This is a genomic window from Fructilactobacillus sp. YLN 2507 (assembly GCF_059614085.1).
Map to the genome: position 1 here is coordinate 50,939 of NZ_JCAOJA010000002.1, position 24,370 is coordinate 75,308.

The 24,370-nt window shown below is 29.0% G+C and carries 24 protein-coding genes and 1 pseudogene; 9 read left to right on the plus strand and 16 right to left on the minus strand.

Annotated elements, in window-relative coordinates; translation table 11 throughout:
* The first annotated feature begins 98 nt into the window (after positions 1-98).
* Positions 99-1,256, plus strand: a complete 1,158-nt coding sequence (locus tag AC0GLY_RS07745; protein ID WP_496612393.1) for a hypothetical protein — start codon at positions 99-101, stop codon at positions 1,254-1,256.
* A gap of 115 nt (positions 1,257-1,371) precedes the next feature.
* On the opposite strand, the gene AC0GLY_RS07750 is transcribed toward AC0GLY_RS07745, so the two are convergent.
* From AC0GLY_RS07750 to AC0GLY_RS07765, 4 genes and pseudogenes are all read right to left on the minus strand, one after another.
* Positions 1,372-1,944 carry a transposase gene (locus tag AC0GLY_RS07750; protein WP_496612394.1) on the minus strand — a complete coding sequence of 191 codons (573 nt, stop codon included), beginning with the start codon at positions 1,942-1,944 and terminating at the stop codon, positions 1,372-1,374.
* On the minus strand, positions 1,916-2,218 hold the full coding sequence (locus AC0GLY_RS07755) for an IS3 family transposase (RefSeq protein ID WP_496612395.1): 303 nt from the start codon (positions 2,216-2,218) through the stop codon (positions 1,916-1,918). The genes AC0GLY_RS07750 and AC0GLY_RS07755 overlap by 29 nt, the downstream gene beginning before the upstream one ends.
* 588 nt (positions 2,219-2,806) lie before the next feature.
* Positions 2,807-3,946 (minus strand): annotated as a pseudogene (locus AC0GLY_RS07760) (type IV secretory system conjugative DNA transfer family protein); the annotation flags it as partial.
* 128 nt (positions 3,947-4,074) lie between these two features.
* Positions 4,075-5,691: a type IV secretory system conjugative DNA transfer family protein gene (locus AC0GLY_RS07765; protein ID WP_496612277.1), complete on the minus strand. Its 1,617-nt coding sequence runs from the start codon at positions 5,689-5,691 to the stop codon at positions 4,075-4,077.
* Between the two features lie 397 nt (positions 5,692-6,088).
* Between AC0GLY_RS07765 and AC0GLY_RS07770 the strand changes: the two genes are divergently transcribed.
* Genes AC0GLY_RS07770 through AC0GLY_RS07780 form a run of 3 tightly spaced genes read left to right on the plus strand, consistent with a single transcriptional unit; the run spans position 6,089 to position 8,790 of the window.
* Entirely contained in the window at positions 6,089-6,826 is a 738-nt protein-coding gene (locus AC0GLY_RS07770; RefSeq protein WP_496612278.1) for a DUF4097 family beta strand repeat-containing protein, read from the plus strand.
* A 7-nt stretch (positions 6,827-6,833) separates the two neighbouring features.
* Positions 6,834-7,745, plus strand: coding sequence for an LpxL/LpxP family acyltransferase (locus AC0GLY_RS07775; protein ID WP_496612279.1), 912 nt, complete (start codon positions 6,834-6,836; stop codon positions 7,743-7,745).
* Positions 7,720-8,790 (plus strand): HesA/MoeB/ThiF family protein, encoded by a 1,071-nt coding sequence (locus AC0GLY_RS07780; protein ID WP_496612280.1) that lies wholly within the window; start codon positions 7,720-7,722, stop codon positions 8,788-8,790. The genes AC0GLY_RS07775 and AC0GLY_RS07780 overlap by 26 nt, the downstream gene beginning before the upstream one ends.
* 82 nt (positions 8,791-8,872) lie before the next feature.
* Here the strand turns inward: AC0GLY_RS07780 and AC0GLY_RS07785 are convergent, their stop codons facing one another.
* The 3 genes from AC0GLY_RS07785 to AC0GLY_RS07795 all read right to left on the minus strand — a co-directional run bounded on the left by AC0GLY_RS07785 (position 8,873) and on the right by AC0GLY_RS07795 (position 10,155).
* Positions 8,873-9,154 carry a helix-turn-helix domain-containing protein gene (locus AC0GLY_RS07785; protein ID WP_496612281.1) on the minus strand — a complete coding sequence of 94 codons (282 nt, stop codon included), beginning with the start codon at positions 9,152-9,154 and terminating at the stop codon, positions 8,873-8,875.
* Positions 9,154-9,459, minus strand: coding sequence for a type II toxin-antitoxin system RelE/ParE family toxin (locus AC0GLY_RS07790; RefSeq protein WP_496612282.1), 306 nt, complete (start codon positions 9,457-9,459; stop codon positions 9,154-9,156). The genes AC0GLY_RS07785 and AC0GLY_RS07790 overlap by 1 nt, the downstream gene beginning before the upstream one ends.
* A gap of 114 nt (positions 9,460-9,573) precedes the next feature.
* Complete coding sequence (locus AC0GLY_RS07795) at positions 9,574-10,155, minus strand: recombinase family protein (RefSeq protein ID WP_496612283.1); 582 nt, start codon at positions 10,153-10,155, stop codon at positions 9,574-9,576.
* 256 nt (positions 10,156-10,411) lie between these two features.
* Here AC0GLY_RS07795 and AC0GLY_RS07800 point away from each other — a divergent pair, with 256 nt between their 5' ends.
* Positions 10,412-10,693, plus strand: coding sequence for a type II toxin-antitoxin system RelE/ParE family toxin (locus AC0GLY_RS07800; protein WP_496612284.1), 282 nt, complete (start codon positions 10,412-10,414; stop codon positions 10,691-10,693).
* A 16-nt stretch (positions 10,694-10,709) separates the two neighbouring features.
* Positions 10,710-11,009: a HigA family addiction module antitoxin gene (locus AC0GLY_RS07805; protein ID WP_496612285.1), complete on the plus strand. Its 300-nt coding sequence runs from the start codon at positions 10,710-10,712 to the stop codon at positions 11,007-11,009.
* 118 nt (positions 11,010-11,127) lie between these two features.
* Here the strand turns inward: AC0GLY_RS07805 and AC0GLY_RS07810 are convergent, their stop codons facing one another.
* The 3 genes from AC0GLY_RS07810 to AC0GLY_RS07820 form a co-directional block, all read right to left on the minus strand.
* Positions 11,128-12,276, minus strand: a complete 1,149-nt coding sequence (locus AC0GLY_RS07810) for a low temperature requirement protein A (protein WP_496612286.1) — start codon at positions 12,274-12,276, stop codon at positions 11,128-11,130.
* Between the two features lie 109 nt (positions 12,277-12,385).
* Positions 12,386-13,024 carry an NAD(P)H-binding protein gene (locus AC0GLY_RS07815; RefSeq protein WP_496612287.1) on the minus strand — a complete coding sequence of 213 codons (639 nt, stop codon included), beginning with the start codon at positions 13,022-13,024 and terminating at the stop codon, positions 12,386-12,388.
* 13 nt (positions 13,025-13,037) lie between these two features.
* Entirely contained in the window at positions 13,038-13,880 is an 843-nt protein-coding gene (locus AC0GLY_RS07820; protein ID WP_496612288.1) for an aldo/keto reductase, read from the minus strand.
* A gap of 131 nt (positions 13,881-14,011) precedes the next feature.
* Here AC0GLY_RS07820 and AC0GLY_RS07825 point away from each other — a divergent pair, with 131 nt between their 5' ends.
* Positions 14,012-14,416 (plus strand): MerR family transcriptional regulator, encoded by a 405-nt coding sequence (locus tag AC0GLY_RS07825; RefSeq protein ID WP_496612289.1) that lies wholly within the window; start codon positions 14,012-14,014, stop codon positions 14,414-14,416.
* A 50-nt stretch (positions 14,417-14,466) separates the two neighbouring features.
* On the opposite strand, the gene AC0GLY_RS07830 is transcribed toward AC0GLY_RS07825, so the two are convergent.
* From AC0GLY_RS07830 to AC0GLY_RS07840, 3 genes are all read right to left on the minus strand, one after another.
* Positions 14,467-15,204 carry an SDR family oxidoreductase gene (locus tag AC0GLY_RS07830; protein ID WP_496612290.1) on the minus strand — a complete coding sequence of 246 codons (738 nt, stop codon included), beginning with the start codon at positions 15,202-15,204 and terminating at the stop codon, positions 14,467-14,469.
* A 212-nt stretch (positions 15,205-15,416) separates the two neighbouring features.
* A complete protein-coding gene (locus tag AC0GLY_RS07835; protein WP_496612291.1) occupies positions 15,417-16,037 on the minus strand; it encodes a flavodoxin family protein in 621 nt (206 codons plus the stop codon).
* A 618-nt stretch (positions 16,038-16,655) separates the two neighbouring features.
* On the minus strand, positions 16,656-17,990 hold the full coding sequence (locus AC0GLY_RS07840; RefSeq protein WP_496612292.1) for an MFS transporter: 1,335 nt from the start codon (positions 17,988-17,990) through the stop codon (positions 16,656-16,658).
* 162 nt (positions 17,991-18,152) lie between these two features.
* On the opposite strand from AC0GLY_RS07840, the gene AC0GLY_RS07845 reads away from it, so the two are divergent.
* Positions 18,153-18,674: a flavodoxin gene (locus AC0GLY_RS07845; protein ID WP_496612293.1), complete on the plus strand. Its 522-nt coding sequence runs from the start codon at positions 18,153-18,155 to the stop codon at positions 18,672-18,674.
* 263 nt (positions 18,675-18,937) lie between these two features.
* Here AC0GLY_RS07845 and AC0GLY_RS07850 read toward each other — a convergent pair whose 3' ends face one another.
* Positions 18,938-19,537, minus strand: a complete 600-nt coding sequence (locus tag AC0GLY_RS07850; RefSeq protein WP_496612398.1) for an NAD(P)H-binding protein — start codon at positions 19,535-19,537, stop codon at positions 18,938-18,940.
* Between the two features lie 354 nt (positions 19,538-19,891).
* Complete coding sequence (locus AC0GLY_RS07855; protein ID WP_496612294.1) at positions 19,892-20,722, minus strand: aldo/keto reductase; 831 nt, start codon at positions 20,720-20,722, stop codon at positions 19,892-19,894.
* 128 nt (positions 20,723-20,850) lie between these two features.
* Between AC0GLY_RS07855 and AC0GLY_RS07860 the strand changes: the two genes are divergently transcribed.
* On the plus strand, positions 20,851-20,976 hold the full coding sequence (locus tag AC0GLY_RS07860) for an IS3 family transposase (RefSeq protein ID WP_496612399.1): 126 nt from the start codon (positions 20,851-20,853) through the stop codon (positions 20,974-20,976).
* Positions 20,977-21,105: 129 nt separating this feature from the next.
* On the opposite strand, the gene AC0GLY_RS07865 is transcribed toward AC0GLY_RS07860, so the two are convergent.
* Positions 21,106-24,042 (minus strand): hypothetical protein, encoded by a 2,937-nt coding sequence (locus AC0GLY_RS07865; RefSeq protein WP_496612295.1) that lies wholly within the window; start codon positions 24,040-24,042, stop codon positions 21,106-21,108.
* Between the last annotated feature and the right edge of the window lie 328 nt (positions 24,043-24,370).

A 24,370-nucleotide genomic window follows, 5' to 3' on the forward strand; every position in this document is an offset into this window, starting at 1 on the left:
GATACTCCTGTTAAATGTATAAACCATTTCATATGCTAACAAGATTTATTATATTCTATAATAGAAATAACTTTTTATTTTATAATTGGAGGATAAAATTGAATACAGATTACCTTAAAAAACACCTTAACTATGATTCAAGGGGAGAATCATTAAATTACCTTTCAAAAGAACAATTAACAAAAATGTTAATTGATTATTATTTTAATTCACTAACTTTATCTAAATTAATCAAGAAATATAATTTAAATACTAAACCCACTAATCTTCGCGCAGACTTTCCTAATTTAGCTAGTGATACCAAATGTCCATACGACAACAATTTAATGATCAAAAAAATGCCGTCTAAAGAAGAAATTCGTTTTAATAATATAGATAAAAATGATTTTGAATGTGTATTATGCGGCCATAAGGAAGCCACTAATTGTAGATGTGATAATTGTCGTAAACATTATGAAGAAGAAATAAGAGAATATTATAATAATGATAATAAAAATCCTATTGAGTTAAACGAAATAAGTTTAATGGATAGATTAAATTTAGCAGAAATTTTACAAATTAATCATGCACAATCAAATAAAGATATAATTGCTTATAATGACCTGGATAGTTATGAATACTATAAATTAGTGTCACACTTAATCGATGCACATTTAATATTAGTTTCACCAAATAGTCCAATTGAATCTTTCGAAATGACAGAAAATTTCCCTAATGTTTTTTACCCAGCAAAAATTATGTTTGATATTAATGTTAATAGTTCGTTTGAAAAACTAAAATTTATAAAAGATGACATACTTAATAAATACGATTCTAATGAGATTGAAAATGTCTATAAATCACTAGTAATGTCCGAATTACTAAAATTATTAATAACAAAAATGAACGAATATAATTTTAAATTTGTCAGCCACAATGAAAATGAGAGTGATAATATTGAAGATGTAAAAAATATATTTAATAGAATGTTAAAAACAATGAATCCAGGTCAAATTTATAATCTAATTTGGCGAGGAACACGTGACGCAAATGATGCGAAAACTAGAAACAAATGGGGAAATTATAAATATCATCATTTGAAATTTGTATTATTAAATATGGATAAAATATGGAAATTATCTCAAAATAACGATTACAAAATTAAACCTTTTGACATACCATACAAACATACACCAAGCCTTAAAAATGATATATTTTTCGACCAAATTTTAGAAAAGCCTAATTGGTTTTCTACGAACATAAAATTATCTATGTAATGCAATAAAGACAATACAATTATAAGTATTTGACAGAGATTAAAGGATTAAAAAGGTCTTACTTAAAATTAAAGATGATATGAATCCATAAAGTTGGACACATTATTTACTTTTTCTAGGAGACAAGTTTTCGATATTGAATAGGAGACTTGCCTCCTATTTTTTTAATACGAAAATTATTGTAATAATAAATCCAATTCCTAACGGAATTTATTAATTCTTCTTTAGTATTAAAATTGTTTCTTATTTCAATTTTTAAAATGTAAAAAAATGATTCAATAACTGCATTATCTAAACAGGTTGCTTTACGCGAAATGCTTTGAGTAATGTGGTTTTTCTTTAGAAATTTATTTAAACGTTTATTTTGATAGTGAACTTCTTTATCAGAATGGAAGAATCTTTTGAAGTTTGTCTTAGGTAGCTTTAAAATAGCTTCTTTAATTGGTGAAAAGACAGAATTAAAGTCTGGATGGTCACTAATACTATATGAAATTGTATCTCCAGGAAATAAGTCTAATACTGGATTTAAATATATGCGCTCATTTATATTTTGTTTTCCATGTCTTATCTCTGTAGTGTCTGATACTAACTTTTGAAATGGAATTGATGTATTGAATCGACGATTCAATCTATTTTTAAATATTTTACCAAAATTACCTTTATAAGAAATATATTTTCTTTTTTCCAAAAGCTAATGATAAAAGATTATATTTTTTCATAATACGAAGAACACGTTTGCAATTAATATTATAGCCATCGTTATGAAGGGATATCATAACCCTTCTATAATCATAATTAGGATTGCTTTCTTTAATACCCTTTATTAATTTAATTATATTTTTATCTTTGTATATTAATATGCGACGAAGTCGCATATTAATAGTTACTTCTAGGTAATTAATAGCTTTTAAAATGAATCTAATACTAACTTTGAATTTACGCCTTAGGTTATCAATTACCATTACTTTTTCTTTGTTTGTTTTTTTAGATATTCATTTTGAATTCTATTAATCCATCTTAAAATAACTGATTTTGAAACTTTATATTTTCTGAACAGCGTAGTTGAACCAGTACCAGTGAAATATTCTTTTATAGTTTGCTGTTTTAACTCTTACTTTATTTTTGTCATAACAAAAACTCCATAAGTTAGATTTTTGTCCAACTTATAGGGTTCATATATCTCAATTAAGAAAGAGCTTTCTTGTTACTTATTTGTTCCATTAAATAATTCAAATAAAGCATCAATAATTTTTTCAATTAAATGAGTCAATGAATTTATTAATACTGGAACAAATATTAAAAGTATGAAATGCATGATATCACCGACGAGTACAGTTAGTATTGTGGTGTAATTACTCGCCTTTACTAGTATATCATTGACTATTCAATAATATTAGATATAATTAGAATAGTATGAAATGCATGAATTACCAGTTTGTGGTGAACTGATGATTGGGCTTATCGGCTGGAGTTGGTAGGCTCTTTTTTTATGTAAAATTTTATCAGTATTAAAACACCCATAATGTAAAAATATACATTATGGGTGTTTTTTAATTATCCAAATTCAAAGTCTCACGATTAATTCCGTAATCATTCCAAAAATCTAAATTATTATTTTCCTTTATAAATTCAATTCTATCTTTACTATCTAAGTCACCAAAATATTCAGAACTTAGTCTACTACCATTATCATTATCAAGTTTATAAATTTTATATAATAACGAAGTTAAAATTGAATCATCACTAACCTCTTTTTCAGTTAATAAAGGTGATTGACTCATATTTTCAGTTCGATATTTTTTATCTGATTCGAGAGTCTTTTCGTCAATCAATGCTTTCCTTTTATCATTAATCTTGTTATTAAACTTGTCGAAAAAATCATTAAGATCATTAGATTTATTGTTATCACTTAATCCAGCCATTTTATTCATTTTATCCAATTCGTTACTTTCACTATAATTACTACCATTGTTAAAATAAGTATAAGCATTATCTTGTAAATTCATTTTTGCATGAAGACATTTTAGAGGAATATCTGACATTATAGTATTTGTATCAAAAGTATCTTGTAGAAACTGCCAACGAGAAGGCATCTCATATGTTAAACCTCGAGCAAAGATCGGATTATTCCTAATTTTACTTCCATAAATAGATTGACGCGTGTTTGCTCTTAAAAGTATTTGTTCTCCTACCATTAAATGTTGCAACTCACTTGGCGTAATTACATCTTGGCTAGTTTGGCTGGTATTAATTGTATCTCTACCAACACTTAAATCTGGCGTTATTGAATGGTTTCGTGTCATTACTGTAGTTTTACCAATTTTTTTAGAAATTAACTCAGTTGTCTTGTCATCATTACTTAAAATATACATAGTATTTGAGCAATTGGCCTTAATAGTATTCGCTACTTTTTCATCATATTTATCGCTTAATTGTTCATCATTTTGTACCACAATATCAAATGAAATTTCTTGTCCTAATCCAATTGAAATTTTCGTATTCATAGAATTAACTGTTGGTAAATTACCAAATTCATCTAATACATAATGAACCCGTCTAAAACATTTTCCTCCATTTTGCGTAGACATTTCATACATCTGGTTAAAAGATTGATCGATGGCAAAAGAAACAATTTGATTATAAGCATCGTTATTAGGAGGAGTAACAAAAAATACTGCAACTGGTTGCTCAGAATATTTTAATTGTGCATCTTCATATTTATCATCACTTGATAATTTATCATTAAAAACTAATTCGTTATTTTTTAATACTTTAAAATTTTGTCGAACAGTTTTACTACCTGGCTTAGGTGGGTTCCCTAAAACCTTCTTTTTCTGATAATTTCACCTGTAAATACATAAAAATGATTTTCAACATCAATTTCTAATGAAAAATTACCAGGTAATTTATACTTAACTGCATAATTTAAATAGCCCAAAGTGTCTATATCTTGTTTTCTTGCTTCAATAACCCTTCCTGAGGCGTCTTTGAACGTAACGTTCGCCGTTTTAAGTTGGAGATTGTCCATTAATTTAATTGAGAGACGTCTAGGAAATGCTGCTTCTTTGAAATCAACGGTATTTTTAGAAGTTAATTTAGCTACATCTTGCTGTTGATAAATTTTAATTCCTTCCATCATTGATGAAAAAATTGAGCCTTGCGTTTCTGATCCAGCAAAAGCAGATTGACTAAATGCATCAAGAGCCATTTGTCTAAATGGATCATAAGGCGCTTTGGCCATTAATTTAAAGTAATGTGTAAGCATAGATTCTCTTTTACCATTTTTAACATCATTGGTAATGTTTTCATCTGCATCAACTAAAACTTCTTTTCCTGCCATTTGAGTAAGCATTTGATAAATATTAAATAATGTTACTTTATTCCAATCATGATTACGTTTAGCTAAATCAATTTGTGCCAAGATCAAAGCATTTAATAAGTTGGAAGATGAATTTGCCCAAAATGGGTCACTACTCCCTGCTTGTTTAGTCTGATAAATAGAAGTTGAAATCTTATTAACTTCCATTTGTACCTGATCCGTATATCCTTTTTTAGCATAATCAATAATTACCTGAAGCGGATTATAACTAGCCGACTTATACATATTACTCAAATCAATAATAACTACTTTATAACCCCGTTTAATCAAAGTGAAAAAACTAGATCGAGAAAGCTCTCCCTTAGGATCATTCACAAAAATGGAAACTTTTTTCATTGCCCTTGAAAGAATATCAATTAAAGGAAATACAAAGGTTTCTCCTTTACCTGATCTAGTAATCCCATAAATTAAGGTATTATTAGTAGCTTGGTCTATCATATATTTTCCTAATACCTTAATTTTCTTGAATGTTTTTTGAATAAGGTCTTGAACTCGATCACTTGGAATTATTGCCTTCTTAGCCCTTGGAAAAATAACATAAGTAAACATTTGCATCATTTTTCCTGAAAATTTGTTTTTATGAAGAACAGGGATTCCTCCATAACCATTAAACGTTTGCCTACGATCTGGAATATTAGTGTATTGTTTGGCAACTTTTTTATTATTTTCAAAGCTTTCATTACCATATTCAAAACTATTATAGGTGATATATGACCTGAAAATTCTATACCAAACAATACTCAATCCAAATGCAATAAATATAATCCAATAGACCAATGTTGGATATGATAAATCATTAAAAATCCAAAAACCATGTAAGTCTAAAATGTCGCTCAACTTTATTGGATTAACTTTATTGTTATTAAAATACAGCCTTAAATACTTTAAATATATCCACAATTTATAAGTAATTTGCGACATGTATCCTGCAACAGAAACTCCTATTATTGCAGTGATCGTCACAGCTGTAATTAATAACTTTTTTGATTGTGACCACCATGGCCCTTGTGCTTGAGTTCTTTTATTTCTACCTTTACCTAAATATTTACCAAACAAAATAGTACCCCCATATCATTTTGATATAAACATACCAACTGATATTTAAAGGTACTTTTTATGCATTATAATCTTATCTTGAAATGAAACACATAAATTGAACAAAAATTGAAGATAATTCATAAACAAATTAAGTTTATTGTATAAATGGACATATAATTTAAAAAAAACAAGCCATTTTAGTTACATTTTGATTAAATTTGTATTGCTTTATCATTAAATGCTTGTTATATTATTTAAAACAACAGAAGGGAGGATATTAAAATGAAAAAAGTAAATGAAAAACAAGTAAAAGCTGGTTTAGCATTATTATGTGGACATAACTGTCTATGTTCATAAAAACAAAAAAGTCACTTAAAAAGTGACTTTTTTTATACATAATTCAAGGAGTTATATTTTGAAAAAACCAATAACCTTAATTTTTATAATAATTTTTTCTTTATTTTTAATAATTATATTATATTTTTTGATTGAAAATAGCTATAATAAAAAAGTTTATATAGAAACAAAGTACTCTAATAATGATAAATCTAATAATTTATCATTATCATTGCCTGCCAATATTTCTGTTAAAAGCGGAAATCGATTAGAAGTAAAATATTATTCTACTGAAAAGCCACATCTTTCTATTAGTGATAATAAAAAAGATATTTATGTGGAAAAAACAGAAAAAACAGAATCTTTCTTTTCCAAAATTTCAAAAACTATAACAATTGGTGATAACCACTTAGATAGAGCTGAAGTCACTATCCCTGATAATATTAAAAATATTAATGTTAATTCCAACGAATTTAGAAATGTTAATAGTCTAAATCTGTTATCAATTAGTATTACAAATAAAAATGGTGATACTGAAATAACTAATTCTAATTTAGGTAATTTAATGATAAGTAATATAAATGGAGATACCCATATTAATAATTCAAAGTTAGGGAAATTGTTTGTAAATAATAAAAATGGTGATGTTTCATTAAATAATACTGATATTGCAGAAAAAGATTCTAAGATATGCAATAAAAATGGTGATACTAATATAACAAACTCTAATTCTAAGTTTAAAAACACATTTGTAAATACCTCAAATGGAGATATTTATCTACAAAATACTAAAAATATTATAAAAAGTGAGAAGTAAAATGAGAATGCCCATTATTAATTGTTTTGATTATCAAAAAAACTATGATTTTTATAAATCATTTACTAGTACAGAACCCCTAGAATCTTATAGAATAATGGATAAAATACGACAATTAGATTTTATACGTCTTACAGAAGAATTAAAGGGAACAGATGATGACTTCGAATTAATTAGAAATAAGACTTTACGTCTTATGAATAGGTTTCCTAAATTAAATGATAATAAAATTCAATCATCAAAATTTAGTGATTATATAACGAAGCTTCAATTTGAATTCACATTTTTATTAACATGGGCAAACAATAAGAAAAAATTAGATGAAATAATTAAATTTGAAAATAAAAATGTTTTAGATAATCTCAAAAAATATTCTTCTGCTCCAATATTTTTACCAATGCATGTTGGCCCATCATATTTTATTCCTGTAATGTTAGCCTATGATTTTAAAATATTAACTATGTTTAATAAAATGAATTTAGAGCAATTACGTAGTCTATGCTTTCCAAATATAAAAGAAAATATTATTGGAGTAAATGTTGATGAAAATCAAAAAATTAAGCATATAATTAAAAGTTTGAAAAATGGAATTAGTCTAACTATGTTTCCAGAATATAATCCCAATGGACAGGGAAATCATACTAAAAACGTTAATTTTTTTGGTAAAAAAATTAATGTTCCACTTGGTCCAGCAATATTAAGTAAGCTTTCTAATTCGCCAATGGTACCTGTATTCATACATTCTAACGGAAATGGAACATTCAATATTAAATTCTATGATTTAATAAAACCATGTATTGATGACGAATCAGTTGCTAATTCAATTGATAAAATTTGGGAAATATTGGAAAAAGAATTGGTTACTTATGATTATGGTGAATGGGAGATTTGGTATGATATTGAAAAACTACTTAAATAATAAATATAAGGTTAGAGATAGTGTACTTATTTATAAAAAATTTTCCATTATTAAAATATACTCATTAATTGATTTTAAAATGTTTGAATATGATGTTTTTGACTTTGTTCCAGAATTATTAACTATTTTAACTGGAGAAAACACAATTAAAGATCTTTCAAAAAAATTAAAAAAGTATGAAGAATTCTCAGAACAAAACTTATTAGCAGTACTAAATCAATTAAATAACGATAATTTATTAATCAATTGCACAGAAAACAGTTATAATGATACAAAATTTGATCGTCAGGTTAAACTCTTTGATGAACTGCATGCTTCATACCCATCTAGCTCAAAAAATGGAAATGAAATGCAAAATAAAATTAATAATTCTAAAATTAGTGTTATTGGTGCTGGCGGTTTAGGTACATGGGTAATAATGTCACTAGTTGCTTCTGGTATAGGACAAATAAATGTATTTGATCCTGATATTGTAGAAAAAACTAATTTAAATAGACAAATTCTTTACAGTGAAAATAATATTGGAAAAAATAAAGTTGATTGTATTGAGAACAACGTTAATAATATCAATTCTAAAACCATAATAAATAAATTTAAATTAGGAATAGAAAACGAAAATGATGTAAAAAAATATTGTAATGATTCAGATGTTGTAATTAACTGTGGTGATTATCCTGATGTAATGAGTTTATCTGATACCATTGCAAATGCTTGTCAAGAAATGTCAATTCCACACATTGTTGGTGGAGGCTATGGTGGAAATATAGGGATTCCTGGTGTATCAGTTATTCCTGGAAAAACTTTATCATGGTATGAAATCAGAAAAAAAGCTAAAAAAGATGATACAAAAGATTCTGACTTTGAATTAATAAAAGGTAGTGCTAACAAATCAGGAAGCTTAGCTTCAATTTCAGGCTTAATTGGAAATATGGTTGCTTTAGAAGCACAAAAAATAATATTAAGTTTACCGTTAGGATTTTCTAACAAATTTAAAGAATTAGATCTTATGAAAATGGAGTGGAGAGTTAAAAACTTTAAAGACTGATAGTGTAACTATATAAAAAGGTTGACGATAGAAACTTTTCACAGTTTCTATCGTCAACCTTTTATTATAATGTCCTGTTAGATTAAACATATTTAACTTCTAAATTAGAATTTGTTTTTTCACCAATTTCATTTAATAACTGAAAAGACGGATTCATTTCACCTGTTTCAATTCTAGAAATTGTAGATTGTGGCTTATCAACTAAAGTAGCAAATTCTCTCTGAGACAATCCTAGTTTAGATCTAAGATTATACACAGCATAAGCTGCTTGAGTTGCTAACTTTTCTTCTTCAATCGATTTTTTAAATTCTGGACTATTCTTTGATCTTTTAGCAATGTATTCATCAATTTTACTCATTGTCATTATCTTCCCCTCCTATTCAATCGTGATAAATAATTATCTATTAATAATTTTCCCTTTTTAATTTCTTTAACTGGTGTTTTTTTTGTTTTCTTTGTAAACCCATGAGTAATGACAAACTTATCATTTTCAATGTGGAAATATAAAGCCCTTTGAATGTTAGATGAAAAGTTAGATCTAATTTCAAATAAATTATCATCTAACTTTTTTACCCATTGCGTTCTTCGAGCTTCTAAAATCCCTTTGTCTTCTATTGAAGAGATCTTAAAAGCCAACTTAGCTGCATCTTTATTACTTAGTGAATCCAAAAACTTTTCAAATTCTGGATAATCATAATAATCAAATTTAAATTTCTTTTTTATTTTTCATGGCTTTATTATAGCTTATCCGCTATCAAAAAGCAACATTATCATTTTTTTCTTCTATTCTAATGTAGTTTCTAATGTAGTTTTTAATGATTTAAATCTTCTTTGTTGTGTTCTTACACTAATTCCGGTTTTTCGTTCAATCATTTTATAAGTCATTCCTTGTTTTCTTAAATCATATGCAAATCTAATTTGTTCGTCCGTATAAGTTTGTGGACGTCCTTCTTTAAAATATGGATCATGGACTTTAGCGTAAATCTTGCCCTCTTGAGTTCTAGTAACAATCATATCACGTTCAAACTGAGCAAAAGCACTAAAAATAGTAAATATCAATTGACCTGTGGGGGTGTTATCAATCATTCCCATATTTAAAATATTGACTTTAATATCTCTTTTAAAAAGGTCTTGAATAATTTCTAATGCTTCCCTGGTATTTCTGGCAAAACGATCTAACTTAGTTACTATTAATGTGTCTCCTGAACTAATTGTAGAAAGTAAATTATTAAATTCTGGGCGAGAAGTAGTTGTCCCCGTAAATTTTTCTTGATAAATTTTATCTGCGCCAGCATTTTTTAAGGATTCTATTTGATTTTCTAATTTTTGATCAGTAGTACTTACTCTGGCATATCCATACTTCATTTTTTAGGCTCCCTTATGACTATTAGTTATGACGTGCTGCAACTTCTTTAATTATAGGGTACAAAAAAAGAAGACACAACTGTTAAGTTATGTTTTATTTAAACCATCCAATTTGAATAATTAATTTAATATTTTTTATTGATAAATTACATTTTATTCATCGGACAAAATAATTCCAACTCCGTATAATATATATTGACATCTACACGTCTAACGTGTAGTATGAAAATATAGAAAAGGATATGAAACTAATTTTATGAAAATTAATTTTAAAGATAAAAATACCCAAAAATTATATCAAGGAAAACCAAATAAATTACCAACTGAAATACAAAAAACAGCTGCTATCAAATTAATAACCTTGTCGAGTATCAATAGCTATAACGACTTAAGAGTACCGCCATCTAATCATTTAGAAAAACTACAGGGAGATAGAGAAGGACAGTTTAGTATAAGAATTAACAGTAAGTATAGAATTTGTTTTTCAATTGGTAACAATGAATTAAATGATGTAGAAATCACCAATTATCATCATTAAGGAGGTATTATTTAATATGAATAATGCAGTAAAAATAACCATGGGTGAACTTTTAAAGGAAGAATTTATGATTCCTTATAATCTTTCAGCGTCTAAACTTGCTAGAGACATTGATGTACCCATTTCAAGAATTCAAGATATTCTTCACAATCGTAGAAAAATAAGTCTCGATACTTCAATCAGATTAGGAAAATATTTTGGTGCTACTGACACTTATTTTTTAAACATGCAAAATTCGATTGATATTCGCAATCTTAATAATGAAGAAATACAAAAATATAGTAAAATAAAAAGAATTGGCCATATTTTTGCATAAATCATCTTAGATATAACCAATTAAAAAACCTGCTGAAAAATAATCAGTAGGTTTTTCATTTTTCAATCATTAAAATTAATTATATAAACAGTTACGATAGTAGATTGTAACTTTATTTCTAATCAATATCCTTATGATAATTACTAATTTTATAATGATAACGAACAATAATAACTATCAAAATCAAATCAATTGCACCAACCATCAAAAAAGCCGGGAATAATGTGGCCGCTAAGAAAAAAGCTATCTCAACAATAAAAAAGCCAAGTCCTGCCGTTGAATCTGGAATTTTATCCGAGGTCAACGCTTGAATAATCCGCATTACTAATAAAGTAAAAAACAAAATAATTACTAATGATAGCTTAAATGAATATTTATTTTCTTCAAAATTTAACTGCAACAGAATTGAATTTAAAACAATTAAATAAATTTCCAATAAAAATAACCATCGAATTCCCATTACCTGAATTGGGCTCTTCATTTTAACATGTAATTCCCCAATTACTTGGTAATAAACGGCAGCTATCATAGCTGCAAAAATAATTCCCATAGCGAATTCAAATAACACCTTTGGTTCAACATGGTCAACCATTCCATATAAGCCTGCAATCATTTCACCTAAAGCAATCATAGTCATTAAACCATAGCGTTCCAAAAGCGAGTCTTTAAGTTCATAATTCATGTTGATTCTTTGATATTCTTGTTCTAATTTAGAATTGGTAAAGAAAATTGCACAACAATTTAAAACCAAGGCTGCGATTAATAAAATCACTTTAAAGGGTTCGTTAACTACTAAGCTAAGCAGTAAAAATACAAATGAAACACAAAATACCTGTGCATATCTTTTAGAAGCTGGTCCATGATCTTGGTCAACAAACCCAATCATTGTCCAAGCCATAATCAATATAAATTGGATAGGAAGTAATGATATGATTAATGGCTGAAAGTTGCCTAACATGGCCTGCGGAATAAAAATTGCCGAAATTCCAGTAAAAATCATTTGCAGATTGATAATGATAATATTAACAGCCGAATCATTACCATGATTATCAAAATAACCAGATGTTTCATGCCAGCTCCAAAAGAACCAACTAAAAATAATTATTGAATTTAAAATTACACTTAAAGAAAAATGTTCTACAACACTATCTGTGATTCTTTCGGTTACTACGGCAAAAATCAAATCATAAAACAATTCCAACCAACTAATTTTTCGATGACGAATAACATTTGTAATCACACGTGGTTTCCCAAAAAGATTAAACATAAATTCAGCTCCCTGATAATTTTATTCTACCACTAGAAAATAAATTAAAACGCAAATAGACGCATTCGATTAACTTAGAATGCGTCTATTTTTTTAAATTAATTATATTTTAAAACACTGGCCGATCACCATCAGTACCAGGTCTGTCAACACCGATACTCTCTTTATCATACAATTTAGGGTCTAAAATAATCTCAGTTACTAATTTGGCAACCCCTTTACGATTAACCGTTGTTCCTTTAAATGGTTGACCCTTTTGAGTTGTTTCAAAATCTGAATCATCACCATTGCCAAGCCATGCTAAACGAAGCGTGGTATAATCCAATCCTGATTTTTCTAATAATTCGTCTGATTCTTTTCCAACTGGCAAACCACTACCAACCATTGATTGGTTCCATTCGCCAAATTTACCTGGAACTTCGCCATAAATTCCTAAATCATTGATTGAAATTACTCGTTTCACGTCTTCAGCTTTCATAGCTGTAATTACATTTTCAATCAACTTAGGGGTACTTGTTGCTCCCATGGCCACAAATACTACATCTTGACCTTTCATAGCGTCTTGTAATTTAGCTTTATCCAAAACATCGCCTTCCACAAGAGTTACCTTAGGATTGTTAGCAAGCTTTTCAAGACGTTTAGCATCACGTAAGTATAAAGTTAAATGTTGATCTGGTTTAGCTAATAAATTTGCTTCTACCATCTGAGCAATTGATCCATTAGCTCCTAAAATTAAAGTATTAGTCATTTAAAATTCCTTTCTAGTGCAAATTCATTAAATTTTTAATTACTTTAGGATCACGATGGTCAAAGAATTGACTTTCTTCTTTATCAAGACTGGCAATTTTTTGCATATCATCAGCTGATAATTCAAAATCAAAAATATCAATATTTTCTTCCATTCGTGATTTATGAGTAGATTTTGAAAGTGGAATAATACCACGTTGTACATCCCATCTCAAAATAACTTGTCCCACACCTTTATTGTATTTGTTAGCAATTTCAGTTAAAACAGGATTTTTGAAAATGTCATGCTTACCTTCAGCAAATGAAGCCCATGCTTCTGGTTGAACACCAAATTCTTCTAAGTATTTAACAGATTGTTTTTGTTGATCCCATGGATTAATTTCAATTTGATCTACAGCTGGTTTAACATCGTTAAATAATGCCAAATTAGTTAGTTGATCGTCAGCAAAGTTAGAAACTCCGATTGACTTAACTTTTCCTTCTTTTTGTAAATCTTCCATCGCACGCCATGAACCAAATACATCACCATAAGGCTGGTGGATCAAATATAAATCTAAGTACTCCAATTGCAATTTCTTTAGAGTTTCTTCAAAAGCAGCCTTGGTTTTATCATAACCAGTGTCAGTTAACCATAACTTAGAAGTAATAAACAGGTCTTCACGAGCAACCCCTGATTGTTTAATTCCTTCACCAACTGCTTCTTCGTTAAAATAAGATTGAGCAGTATCAATTAACCGATAACCTACTTGAATTGCATCTGAAACTGCTTGAGCACATTCTTTAGGGTCACGAATTTGAAATGTACCAAATCCAACCGCTGGAATCTTGTTTCCGTCATTTAAAGTAAAATATTGCATAAATAATCTCCTCCTAATCAGTATACTTTCATGTTATACTTTCAAGTGCACTTTAATGCAACAGTAAAGTTTTATAATTTGATTTAAAGTGTACTTGAAGCGTTATAATCTTTAAAAGAAAGGAGCATATTATGAATATTGAAACAGTTAGCAAAGAATTCAATCTCCCCAAAGCAACTCTACGCTATTGGGAAGATGAGGGTTTATTACCAAAAGTCAGAAGAAATCAGAGCGGTTACCGAGACTACCAACAAATGGATTTAAATTGGATTTTCTATGTACAAGCCTTAAGAAAGGCAGGAATGCCAGTTGGAAAATTAAAAAAATTCATCAGTACTTATCGTGATCCGAATGCTGACAATGATCGAAAACAAATGTTGATTGAACAACGCAATGAAATGTTGAAACAAGTTAATGAAATGCAAAAAACCATTAAATATCTTAATTATAAAATTGATAATTTTGGTTCTCATATGTTGAATTATGAAAACGAAAAATTAATTTACGAACAAGCAGAAACAGAAGAAAAAGTCTAAATCAAAAGAGACAACTCACTTTAAAGGTGAATTGTCTCTTTTGATTTTGTTTAAGCAATTTGATTAGTAGGACGAATTACAATTTCATTAATACTAGTATCTTCTGGCAAATTAATTGCTTCAGCAATGGCTTTAGCGATTCGGTCAGGAGAAATGGCATAGTTTTTGTAAAATTCTTCCGTTCCCTTTTTAACTTCTGGATCAGTCATGTTAGCTACTAACTCAGTATTAACTGCACCAGGTGAAACAACGGTAACTCTGATACCTGATTTAGCAGCTGCTTCTTCTTGACGCAAAGCATCACTAATCATCCAAACCGCTGCTTTTGTAGCACTATAAACTCCACCATTAGCATGAGTTAAGTGGGCAGCAATTGAAGCAATATTAATATATTGGCCAATTCCTTGTTTTCTCATAATTGATAAAGAACTATCAATTCCGTTTAAGACACCTTTAATATTAACATCAATCATCATATTCCAGTCTTTTACTCGACCTTCAGAAAATGGTGATTGTGGCATCAAACCAGCCCCGTTCATCCAGACATCAATACGACCAAATGAATCAAGTGCTTTTTGCGCCAACCCTTTAACACTGTCTAAATCAGTCACATCTGTCTCTGCATAAATCGCTTGACCACCGGCATTTTCAATATCTTTTACTATTTTTTCCATTCGGTCTGCTCGTCTAGCTCCTAAAACAATCTGATTGCCTTGCTCTGCTAATAACTTAGCCGTAGCTTCACCAATCCCTGATGAAGCTCCTGTAATTACAATTACTTTACTCATAATCTTTCTCCTTTCAAAACTATAAACATAGTGTATTCCTTAAAGTGCACTTTATAGCAAATAAAAAGTTATCTTTTTTAAATTAAAACATAGACCACACCACTGTTCATTGGTATTTGGCTTAGCAATCCTAAACTACCACCTTGATAAAGATTTGAATTTTGAATAACTTTTACAATCAAATCAGCAATACTTTTTTGTGAAATAACAGTTTATTTATTAATTAATTTAGCATGTAACTTATTAATCTCTGAATCATTAGAAGCAATCCCAACAAAGTTAAGTCCAAAACGATTAGCAACATGCTTTAGGGTATTATAAGTAGATTGACGTGCTTCATCTTGATTGGTTTCTTGACCTTGGACGATGACGTATAAATCAGCACCCTTTAAATCATCATTGATTTGCAAATGATCAATAAAAGTCTTTAAATATCCAGACATATTTGACCAATAAACCGGAGTACCAATTACTATCACTTTAGCACCTTTCAACTTATCAAATACTGTTTGAAAATCACCATTTCCTTGACCAACTTGAGGAATTTTATAATCAGCTAGATTTATCTGATCGTATGATTTGTTGCCAAATAATTTTCGTGCCATTTCAGAAGTATTTCCATCTTGATTTTGACTAGCATTTAAAAATACTCGTTTTCCTTTTGTATCATTATTTTTAGGCTTACTAAATTGCATACTAGCTGAACTTGAACGTGAAGCTGCCGAATAAGAATTATGATTATTGACTAAAAAGGCACTGGTTACACCAATAACCACTCCAATAATTAAAGTACTCACTACCACCAGCAATTTATTCTTTGTTAAAGTTTTCATAATAGACCTCTTTTCTAATTTTTTTAATCATATACCTTCAAGTCAACTTGAAAGCAATAGTTTAAAAATAAAAATTGCGATAATAATATGAACCCCTTAAGCTGGGCAATAAATTTAATCTAAAAAAGATAGTTGATTATTAGGTATAAGATTAAAGTTGTTTATCAATCCCTTAAATCTCTTGGTAAATGATACTGACTATCAATTATGTTATTTAAATCAAAAAAGTTTTCTAACTACTTTCTTTTATTGATAAAACTGAAACTAAAAGAAAAGCTAGATCCCATACTTTAGGATCTATCTATGAAAAAAGAATAATTAGTAATGAACAACGAACTTTTGGATGGCATAAATTAAGCTACCATAACTATTGAAAAAATTATTACGAATCACTCCACCCCATCACAAAAAGCAAATTCAAGTCCTACCAACCTCAAACAAGAAAACAGTTTGCTAAACACTTTAATAAAATCAACCATGGAATTAGACAAAAGTACACCAACATCTTAATTGTAATTTAAATAAGTGATTCAAACTAATGGTAATAAATATGATATTCGTTGATAGCAATCATCATCAAAATAATCAAGATAATAATTAATAATGGATTTATCTTTTTCATAGTTTAGCTTTCCTTGATTTTTTAGGAAGAATAAACAATATCGTAACAACGACCACAATTAAAAGTAAAATAGAAATCCACTTCATTGACATACTAAATTTAACTACTGGATTATGAATTCCTACAGTTAAACTAGTGACTAAAGAAATTCCAAATGCTGCACCAATTTGATGCATTACATTTACAACTCCTGAAGCTGCACCAGCATTTTTATCGTCTACTTCAAAAATTCCAGCAGCCGTTAAAGGAGCAAAAGCCAATCCTTGTCCGACTCCTACAATCATCATTGGAAGAGCTAATTCTAGCCAATAGCCATGTTGGTAAAAAATCATTGTTCCCATTCCAATTAAAGTAATCATAATTCCTATTAATAACAACATTCCATTACCAAGTTTATTAGTTAATTTAGGAACTTGTAATGAAAAAATAAACGTGACAATTGTTAACGGTAAGAATGCAATTCCAGCAGCAAAGGGCGAATAGTGTAAATATTCCTGTAACATTTGTGGGGTAAAAAACCAAAATGCCATCATGGCTCCTGTAAAAGCAATTCTTCCAACATAAGCACCAACTCGGACCTTATTAAGAAAAACTCCCAGAGGCATAATGGGCTGACTGGCTTTGCTTTCTACTAAAATAAATAACAATAAAGAAATTACTGCAATAATCCCAAATAAAAGTGGTCCCTTTGCCCCATCAATTGCATAAATTAAACTTGAAACAGCGATTAACGAAAAAATAGCACCCAACCAGTCAAATTTGCCAGGTTGTTTGTTTCCTTCTGGAATAAATTTATATGACATAATTATCATGGCAATAGCAATTGGAACATTAATAAAGAAACCAAATCGCCAGCCCACCGTCGCTGCAAAAAAACCGCCTAAAATTTGCGAAACTGATTCGCCAACTCCAGCCATAGAACCATACCAAGCAACCGCTTTAGTTCTCTTCTTACCAACAAAGTTATCCATAATTAAAGCTAAAGTAGTTGGGGCAATAATTGCCGCCCCAATTCCTTGAAATGCTCTAAAAATAATCATAAATTCACCAGTTGTGGCTAAACCAACTAAGAGCGACCCAATGGCAAAAATAAATAAACCTAATTCAAAGATTCTCTTTCGACCAAAAATATCTCCAGCTCGACCTCCTAAAAGCATGAACCCACCAAAAAACAATGCATATGCATTCTGAATCCATGATAACTGAACTTCATTTAAATGCATGGTCTGTGCAATCTTGACAGTACCTGTAAAGATAATTGAATTATCAAGAATGATCATAAAATAACCAACTAAAATAATTCCTAAAATAATTCGTTTCTTCTTACTCATCAGAACTCCTTCTTTATCTTAAAATATTAATCATTCAATATATTTAAAAGTCTAATCCTTAAAGTAAGCTTTAATGCAACAATTATTTTTATCCTTGCCTTAAAGTACACTTTAGGTAGTAAAATAATTTCATAATTAAATAAAAGAAAGAAGAATTAACTTATGGAAAATGAAAAAGCATTAATTGCTTACTACACACGTACCGAAAACACTAAAACAGTTGCTGAATTAATTTGCAATGATGTTAATGGCACTTTATTCCCAATCGAAACAGTTACTCCGCAACCAAGTAACTATCAAACGCAAGTATCACAAAATTCCGAAGAACAGGAACAAAATTTTCTCCCTAAATTAAAAACTAAAGTTAATGATTTTGCTGCCTATAAGTATATCTTTATCGGAACTCCTACATGGAATATGGCTTTGCCACAAGCTGTAAAATCATTTTTAACTCAATATGACTTTAATAATAAAACCATTATTCCCTTTAATACTAATGGAGGATTCGGTGCCGGATCTACTTTTTCACAAATCAAAGATGCTACGCCTGGAGCAACTGTGTTAAAGGGTTTTTCAGTAAAGGGTGGCCAAGAAACTAATGGTGTTCTTTTAGCTATTAAAGGTAAAGAAAAAAAACAAGTCAAAAGTGAAGTAAAAAACTGGTTATCACAAATCGGATTTTAAACATTATATACAGGGTTTCATGGATTATTAGGATATTCAAAATCAATCAAGACTAATTTTATACTTTTGGTTGATTTAAGAAATAGTATTAATTTCAAAACTACTTTTAAAATATTCTAAGTAACTTTAGAAATAATCTAATAAAATTATAAAAAATACCCCCTAAAATTAGATTTTTGTCTAACTTTTATGGGGTATTTCACTATAGTCTTTTAATTTAAGTAATTTGTTAGTAGGACGAAGCACGTAGTATCTTTTGGCAATTAAAACATAGGCCGTGGTCCATTGGTATTTGGCTTAGCAATTCCTAAACTACTATCTTGATAAAGATTTGGATTTTGAATAACTTTTACAATCAAATCAGCAATACTTTTTCGTGAAATAATAGTTCCTTTAAATGCTTTTCCTTTTTCTGTTAATTCATAGTCAATTTCATTGTTATTATCCATATAGGCAGCTCTAATAATGGTATAATCCACATCGGAAATTTCAATCAACTTGGCTGCCCGTCTAGTATCTTCCATAACTTCATGACCAACCGAATTTTCAACCCAATTACCAAATGGATTAGGAACTTCATGATAAAGACCAAGACCGGTTACGTAGACCAAGCGTTTAACTTGATTAGCATCCATGGCTTTTAAAATAGTTTTAACCATTGGTTCAAATTGACCACCTAAATTAGCATACACGAGATCTTGATTCTGCATTGTTTGACTTAATTTTTCATAATCATTAACGTCACCATCAACAATTGTTTCTCGTTTGGAATTCAAATCTGTAATTCTTTTTGCATTTCTTAAATATAATGTCAGATGAACATCTGTTTCTGCTAATAAGCGTTGTTTTACTATCTGAGCAATTTATCCATGAGCTCCCAAAATTAATATATTTTTCATTATTATTTCTCCTATAACTAACAATGTTAGTTTAGTACTTATAGCTAGCTCTAAGTCAATAAAAAAGAACCTTCGTTATTAACGAAAATCCTTTAATCAATACTTTTAAGTTGTGTCTTGTCTTTATTACCGTTCTAAATAATATTAAGATTCGTCATATAATAAAAATGGCTTAACTATATTAATTAGTTAAGCCATTTTTATTTAAAACAATTTTTTTCAATGCTGCAAAAACATCGTTATCATTTTTCAATAGTATTATTTGTCCTAATTATCTCAAATAAATTGTAAGGAGCATGAATATATATCTACATATCTTTAAAATTCTTCGTATACAGCTGGATCTTGATTATGCGTTCTACCATTGGGTTGAGTTAAACTATTAATTGTTTCCATGTCATTATTATCGATTTTAAAATCAAAAATATTCAAATTGCCTAATTGGTTTTTATCATTAGATGCTTTGGGAATTGGTAAGGTACCCAATTGAATTTCCCAACGTAAAATCAATTGACATACATTTTTATTGTATTTATTAGCTAATTTATTTAAAATTGGATTTTTTAGCATCAAACTTGCACGACCTAAGGGACTCCAATCCTCAGTTAAAATATTATGCTTAGTATCATAGGCACGTTGTTCTTGTTGATTAAAATATGGGTGTAGTTCAATTTGGTTAATTACAGGAATTATACCAGTTTCTTGTTCTAGCTTATCTAAATATGGAGGTAAGAAATTACATACTCCAATTTCTCTAACTAGACCAAATTTTTTAGCATCGATTAGTGATTGCCAGGCTTCTACGTACATTTCTTTTTTAGGGTTAGGCCAATGTAGTAAATACAAATCAAAATAATCTAATCTACTACGGTAAAGAGATTCTTGAATAGTTTTAATGGCATTATTATGTTCATAATAACGACCAGGTAATTTTGAAGTAACGATTAGGTTAGAACGATTGGTATTTGAATTTTTAATTCCATTACCTAATGCCCCTTCATTTTCATAATTATAAGCATCATCTAATAATCGATATCCATTATTAATAGCTGACTTTATTGACATGGCACCAGAAAATCCATTTAGTTTATAAGTTCCGAAACCGATTTTGGGCAATTTCATACCTGAAGACAATGTATAATATTCCATTAACCTTTACCTCACTTTTCCTTTAATTATCTCATTAAATTATCAAAATAAAAGTTTTTGGTTTAATGATTTTAATTCAATAATTATTAAAAACAAAACAGCTTTTCTTTGCATTAAAAAATATACCTATCTCTTTAACTACGTTAAAGAAATTATGCTTAGAATATAAAACTTGTTTTAATTACGAAAGAATTTCAAGAAAAAAAGAACTTACCCCGATTGAATATCGAAATAAGTTCTTGAAAATAATTTAACTATAAAAATGTCTAACTTTTTTTGTAGACCATCAGTATGGTCTCTCTCTTTAAATTATGTCTTCTTTAAGTCTTAAATATTAGTTACTTAGTAATATAGATGATAAATTTCCGATACAAAAAAATTAACTATCCAAAGATTGATAAACATTTATTATAGTAATACTCTCTTTCAGAAAGTCCATTATAACCACCATTAACTCTCTTTGTTACTTGAGCAACAGAAGCACCTGCATCACATAAAGCATTCATTCCATTTGAATACCACCAAAATCCTGCACTTGCCCATGGATAATTTGCGGCTACATAACTTGCTCCTTCACTTAAAATACGACTATCTCCCATAAAATCAGCTAATTTTGCATAATTACTTCTACCAGTAGTTTGAATATAACCAGCACCTTTATATTTAACACCATCACCAGGATAAATATTACCTAAGTCCGTTCTTCCGTTATATTCTTCCCCACTACCTAACTCCTCAGTCCATTTACCTGCACCTGATTCTTCACTACACTGACTGAGAAAATGACAAATTCTAGCCTTAGTTGTAATTCCAAATTTGATCAAACAATTGTTCAAACCTTCAACCATTTTGTCAGTTACTCCAACCCATCCAAGTTGTAATAGTTGATTAGCAGATACATAAAGATTTCTCATATAGTATGTACCATCATCACCAAAATTATACAATTTTCCATCAATTGTCTGAAAACCAGACATAGCTACACCTTCATTATCGGTGTGATATGTGAGTCCAAATGCGTAAACCCATTGGTTATCTTGTCTAATTCCATCTTTAAAGTAATAATATTTGCCGTAATAAGTAGCAAATCCTGTATATAATTGTCCGTTTTCATACCACTTATTATCAATATATCCATGAAGAGGTGTCACAACTCCATTGCCATCAATTTTAATGGTATTTCCCGCTCCAAGATCCAATGATGCTTGATTGGTTCTCATATTATATGTGCCATCATCACCAAAATAATACATTTTTCCATCAATTGTCTGAAAACCAGACATAGCTACACCTTCATTATCGGTGTGATATGTGAGTCCATATGCGTTAACCCATTGGTTATCTTGTCTAATTCCATCTTTAAAGTAATAATATTTGTCGTAATAAGTAGCAAATCCTGTATATAATTGTCCGTTTTCATACCACTTATTATCAATATATCCATGAAGAGGTGTCACGACTCCATTGCCATCAATTTTAATGGTATTTCCTGCTCCAAGATCCAATGATGCTTGATTGGTTCTCATATTATATGTACCATCATCACCAAAATAATACATTTTGCCATCAATTGTCTGTAAGCCAGACATAGCTACACCTTCATTATCGGTATGGTATGTGAGTCCATATGCGTTAACCCATTGGTTATCTTGTCTAATTCCATCTTTGAAATAATAATATTTGTTGTAATAAGTAGCAAATCCTGTATATAATTGTCCGTTTTCATACCACTTATTATCAATATATCCATGAAGAGGTGTCACGACTCCGTTGCCATCAATTTTAATGGTATTTCCCGCTCCAAGATCCAATGATGCTTGATTGGTTCTCATATTATATGTGCCATCATCACCAAAATAATACATTTTTCCATCAATTGTCTGTAAGCCGGACATAGCTACACCTTCATTATCGGTGTGGTATGTGAGTCCATATGCGTTAACCCATTGGTTATCTTGTCTAATTCCGCCTTTGAAATAATAATATTTTCCGTAATAAGTAGCAAATCCTGTATATAATTGTCCGTTTTCATACCACTTATTATCAATATATCCATGAAGAGGTGTCACGACTCCATTGCCATCAATTTTAATGGTATTTCCTGCTCCAAGATCCAATGATGCTTGATTGGTTCTCATATTATATGTACCATCATCACCAAAATAATACATCTTGCCATCAATTGTCTGTAAGCCTTGAATTAGTTCACCATTATTATTAGAATAATAAGTTTTATTTTCATCATTAAAAAATTGATTTGTTCGTAGGTAATATGTATTATCATTACCAAAATAATAATGTTTGCTATTTATAGTTTGAAAACCAGACATAGCTACACCTTCATTATCGGTATGGTATGTGAGTCCATAAGCATAAATCCATTGATGCTCTTGCCTAATGCCATCTTTAAAGTAATAATATTTATTATAATAATTGGCAAAACCTGTATACAATTGACCATTGTCATACCACTTGTTATCAATATATCCATGAAGAGGTGTGACAATTCCCTCATTATTTGCATAATCTAAATTTCCATTACCCAAGTCAATATTCTGATTTTTCCTTAAATAATATGTATTATCATTGCCAAAATAATACTGATTTCCACCAATATTTTGGAATCCTTGGACTGCTATACCATTGTTGTCGGTGTAATAAGTATTTCCCCATTCTTCTTCCCATTGATTAACTTGCAAAACTCCATTTTTATAATAATAATATTTACCATCAATAGTTTTAAAACCATCTTGTTCAGAACTTAGTTGCTGAGAGTCGTTTCCTAACTTTATAAAAGAACTCGATTCATTTTTTAATTTTTCAGATTCACTTTTTATTGATACATCATCTTCATTATTTGAATTATCAACGTTATTTTTGACGTTAAATTGACTATTATTAAGGTTACTATCTTCAGACTGCTTATTATCTAAATTGTTATTTGTAACAGTATTATTTGATGTATCTTTATTAAGGTTACTATCTTCAGACTGCTTATTATCTAAACTGTTATTTGTAACAGTATTATTTGATGTATCTTTATTAACTTCTGGGCTTGTCAATTTATCACTTGAAACATTTTTGTCAGAAGTTAAATTGCTATTTATATTACTATTTATCTGATTGGTACTCACATAACTAGTTTTCACAGTATTATTACTATCTGAACTTGCATATGCATTATTAGTATATAAAAGTGCAGAACTAATAAAAGCTGCCCCTAACAAAATCTTTAACTTTATGTGTTTATTTTTAGTTAGTTCAATATACTGTATAATTTTCTTATTTAAACTATTGAAATCCTCATATTTTTTTAGCACATCTATCTCCTTAATGTTTTATTAACTATCTATTAACTTTTTTATAGTAACATATCATTAGCCATATATCTTGTAAAATGTTTCACAATGAATTTCAATTACTAATTAATTATATAAATCCAAAGTAAAAACAAATATAATGTTTTTACAATTTATTAAAAATGATTGAAAATTGATGTGATCTAATAAAGTTATACATTAGTAGTCAAACGGTTTTTGGGAAATGTATAATTTTTAGTAACCACCTCTTATTAGCAATTTGAATATAGTTTTTTAATTGTAAAAGTGTGTCTTGAATTTGTAAATTAGCAAAGATCAATAGACTATA

What these genes read in the sequence shown, in the direction of transcription:
- AC0GLY_RS07755 (WP_496612395.1), bottom strand. Translation starts at nt 2,218, where the DNA reads ATGGTAATTGATAACCTAAGGCGTAAATTCAAAGTTAGTATTAGATTC.
- AC0GLY_RS07775 (WP_496612279.1), top strand. Translation starts at nt 6,834, where the DNA reads ATGCCCATTATTAATTGTTTTGATTATCAAAAAAACTATGATTTTTAT.
- AC0GLY_RS07780 (WP_496612280.1), top strand. Translation starts at nt 7,720, where the DNA reads ATGATATTGAAAAACTACTTAAATAATAAATATAAGGTTAGAGATAGT.
- AC0GLY_RS07785 (WP_496612281.1), bottom strand. Translation starts at nt 9,154, where the DNA reads ATGACAATGAGTAAAATTGATGAATACATTGCTAAAAGATCAAAGAAT.
- AC0GLY_RS07795 (WP_496612283.1), bottom strand. Translation starts at nt 10,155, where the DNA reads ATGAAGTATGGATATGCCAGAGTAAGTACTACTGATCAAAAATTAGAA.
- AC0GLY_RS07800 (WP_496612284.1), top strand. Translation starts at nt 10,412, where the DNA reads ATGAAAATTAATTTTAAAGATAAAAATACCCAAAAATTATATCAAGGA.
- AC0GLY_RS07805 (WP_496612285.1), top strand. Translation starts at nt 10,710, where the DNA reads ATGAATAATGCAGTAAAAATAACCATGGGTGAACTTTTAAAGGAAGAA.
- AC0GLY_RS07810 (WP_496612286.1), bottom strand. Translation starts at nt 12,276, where the DNA reads ATGTTTAATCTTTTTGGGAAACCACGTGTGATTACAAATGTTATTCGT.
- AC0GLY_RS07815 (WP_496612287.1), bottom strand. Translation starts at nt 13,024, where the DNA reads ATGACTAATACTTTAATTTTAGGAGCTAATGGATCAATTGCTCAGATG.
- AC0GLY_RS07820 (WP_496612288.1), bottom strand. Translation starts at nt 13,880, where the DNA reads ATGCAATATTTTACTTTAAATGACGGAAACAAGATTCCAGCGGTTGGA.
- AC0GLY_RS07825 (WP_496612289.1), top strand. Translation starts at nt 14,012, where the DNA reads ATGAATATTGAAACAGTTAGCAAAGAATTCAATCTCCCCAAAGCAACT.
- AC0GLY_RS07830 (WP_496612290.1), bottom strand. Translation starts at nt 15,204, where the DNA reads ATGAGTAAAGTAATTGTAATTACAGGAGCTTCATCAGGGATTGGTGAA.
- AC0GLY_RS07835 (WP_496612291.1), bottom strand. Translation starts at nt 16,037, where the DNA reads ATGAAAACTTTAACAAAGAATAAATTGCTGGTGGTAGTGAGTACTTTA.
- AC0GLY_RS07840 (WP_496612292.1), bottom strand. Translation starts at nt 17,990, where the DNA reads ATGAGTAAGAAGAAACGAATTATTTTAGGAATTATTTTAGTTGGTTAT.
- AC0GLY_RS07845 (WP_496612293.1), top strand. Translation starts at nt 18,153, where the DNA reads ATGGAAAATGAAAAAGCATTAATTGCTTACTACACACGTACCGAAAAC.
- AC0GLY_RS07855 (WP_496612294.1), bottom strand. Translation starts at nt 20,722, where the DNA reads ATGGAATATTATACATTGTCTTCAGGTATGAAATTGCCCAAAATCGGT.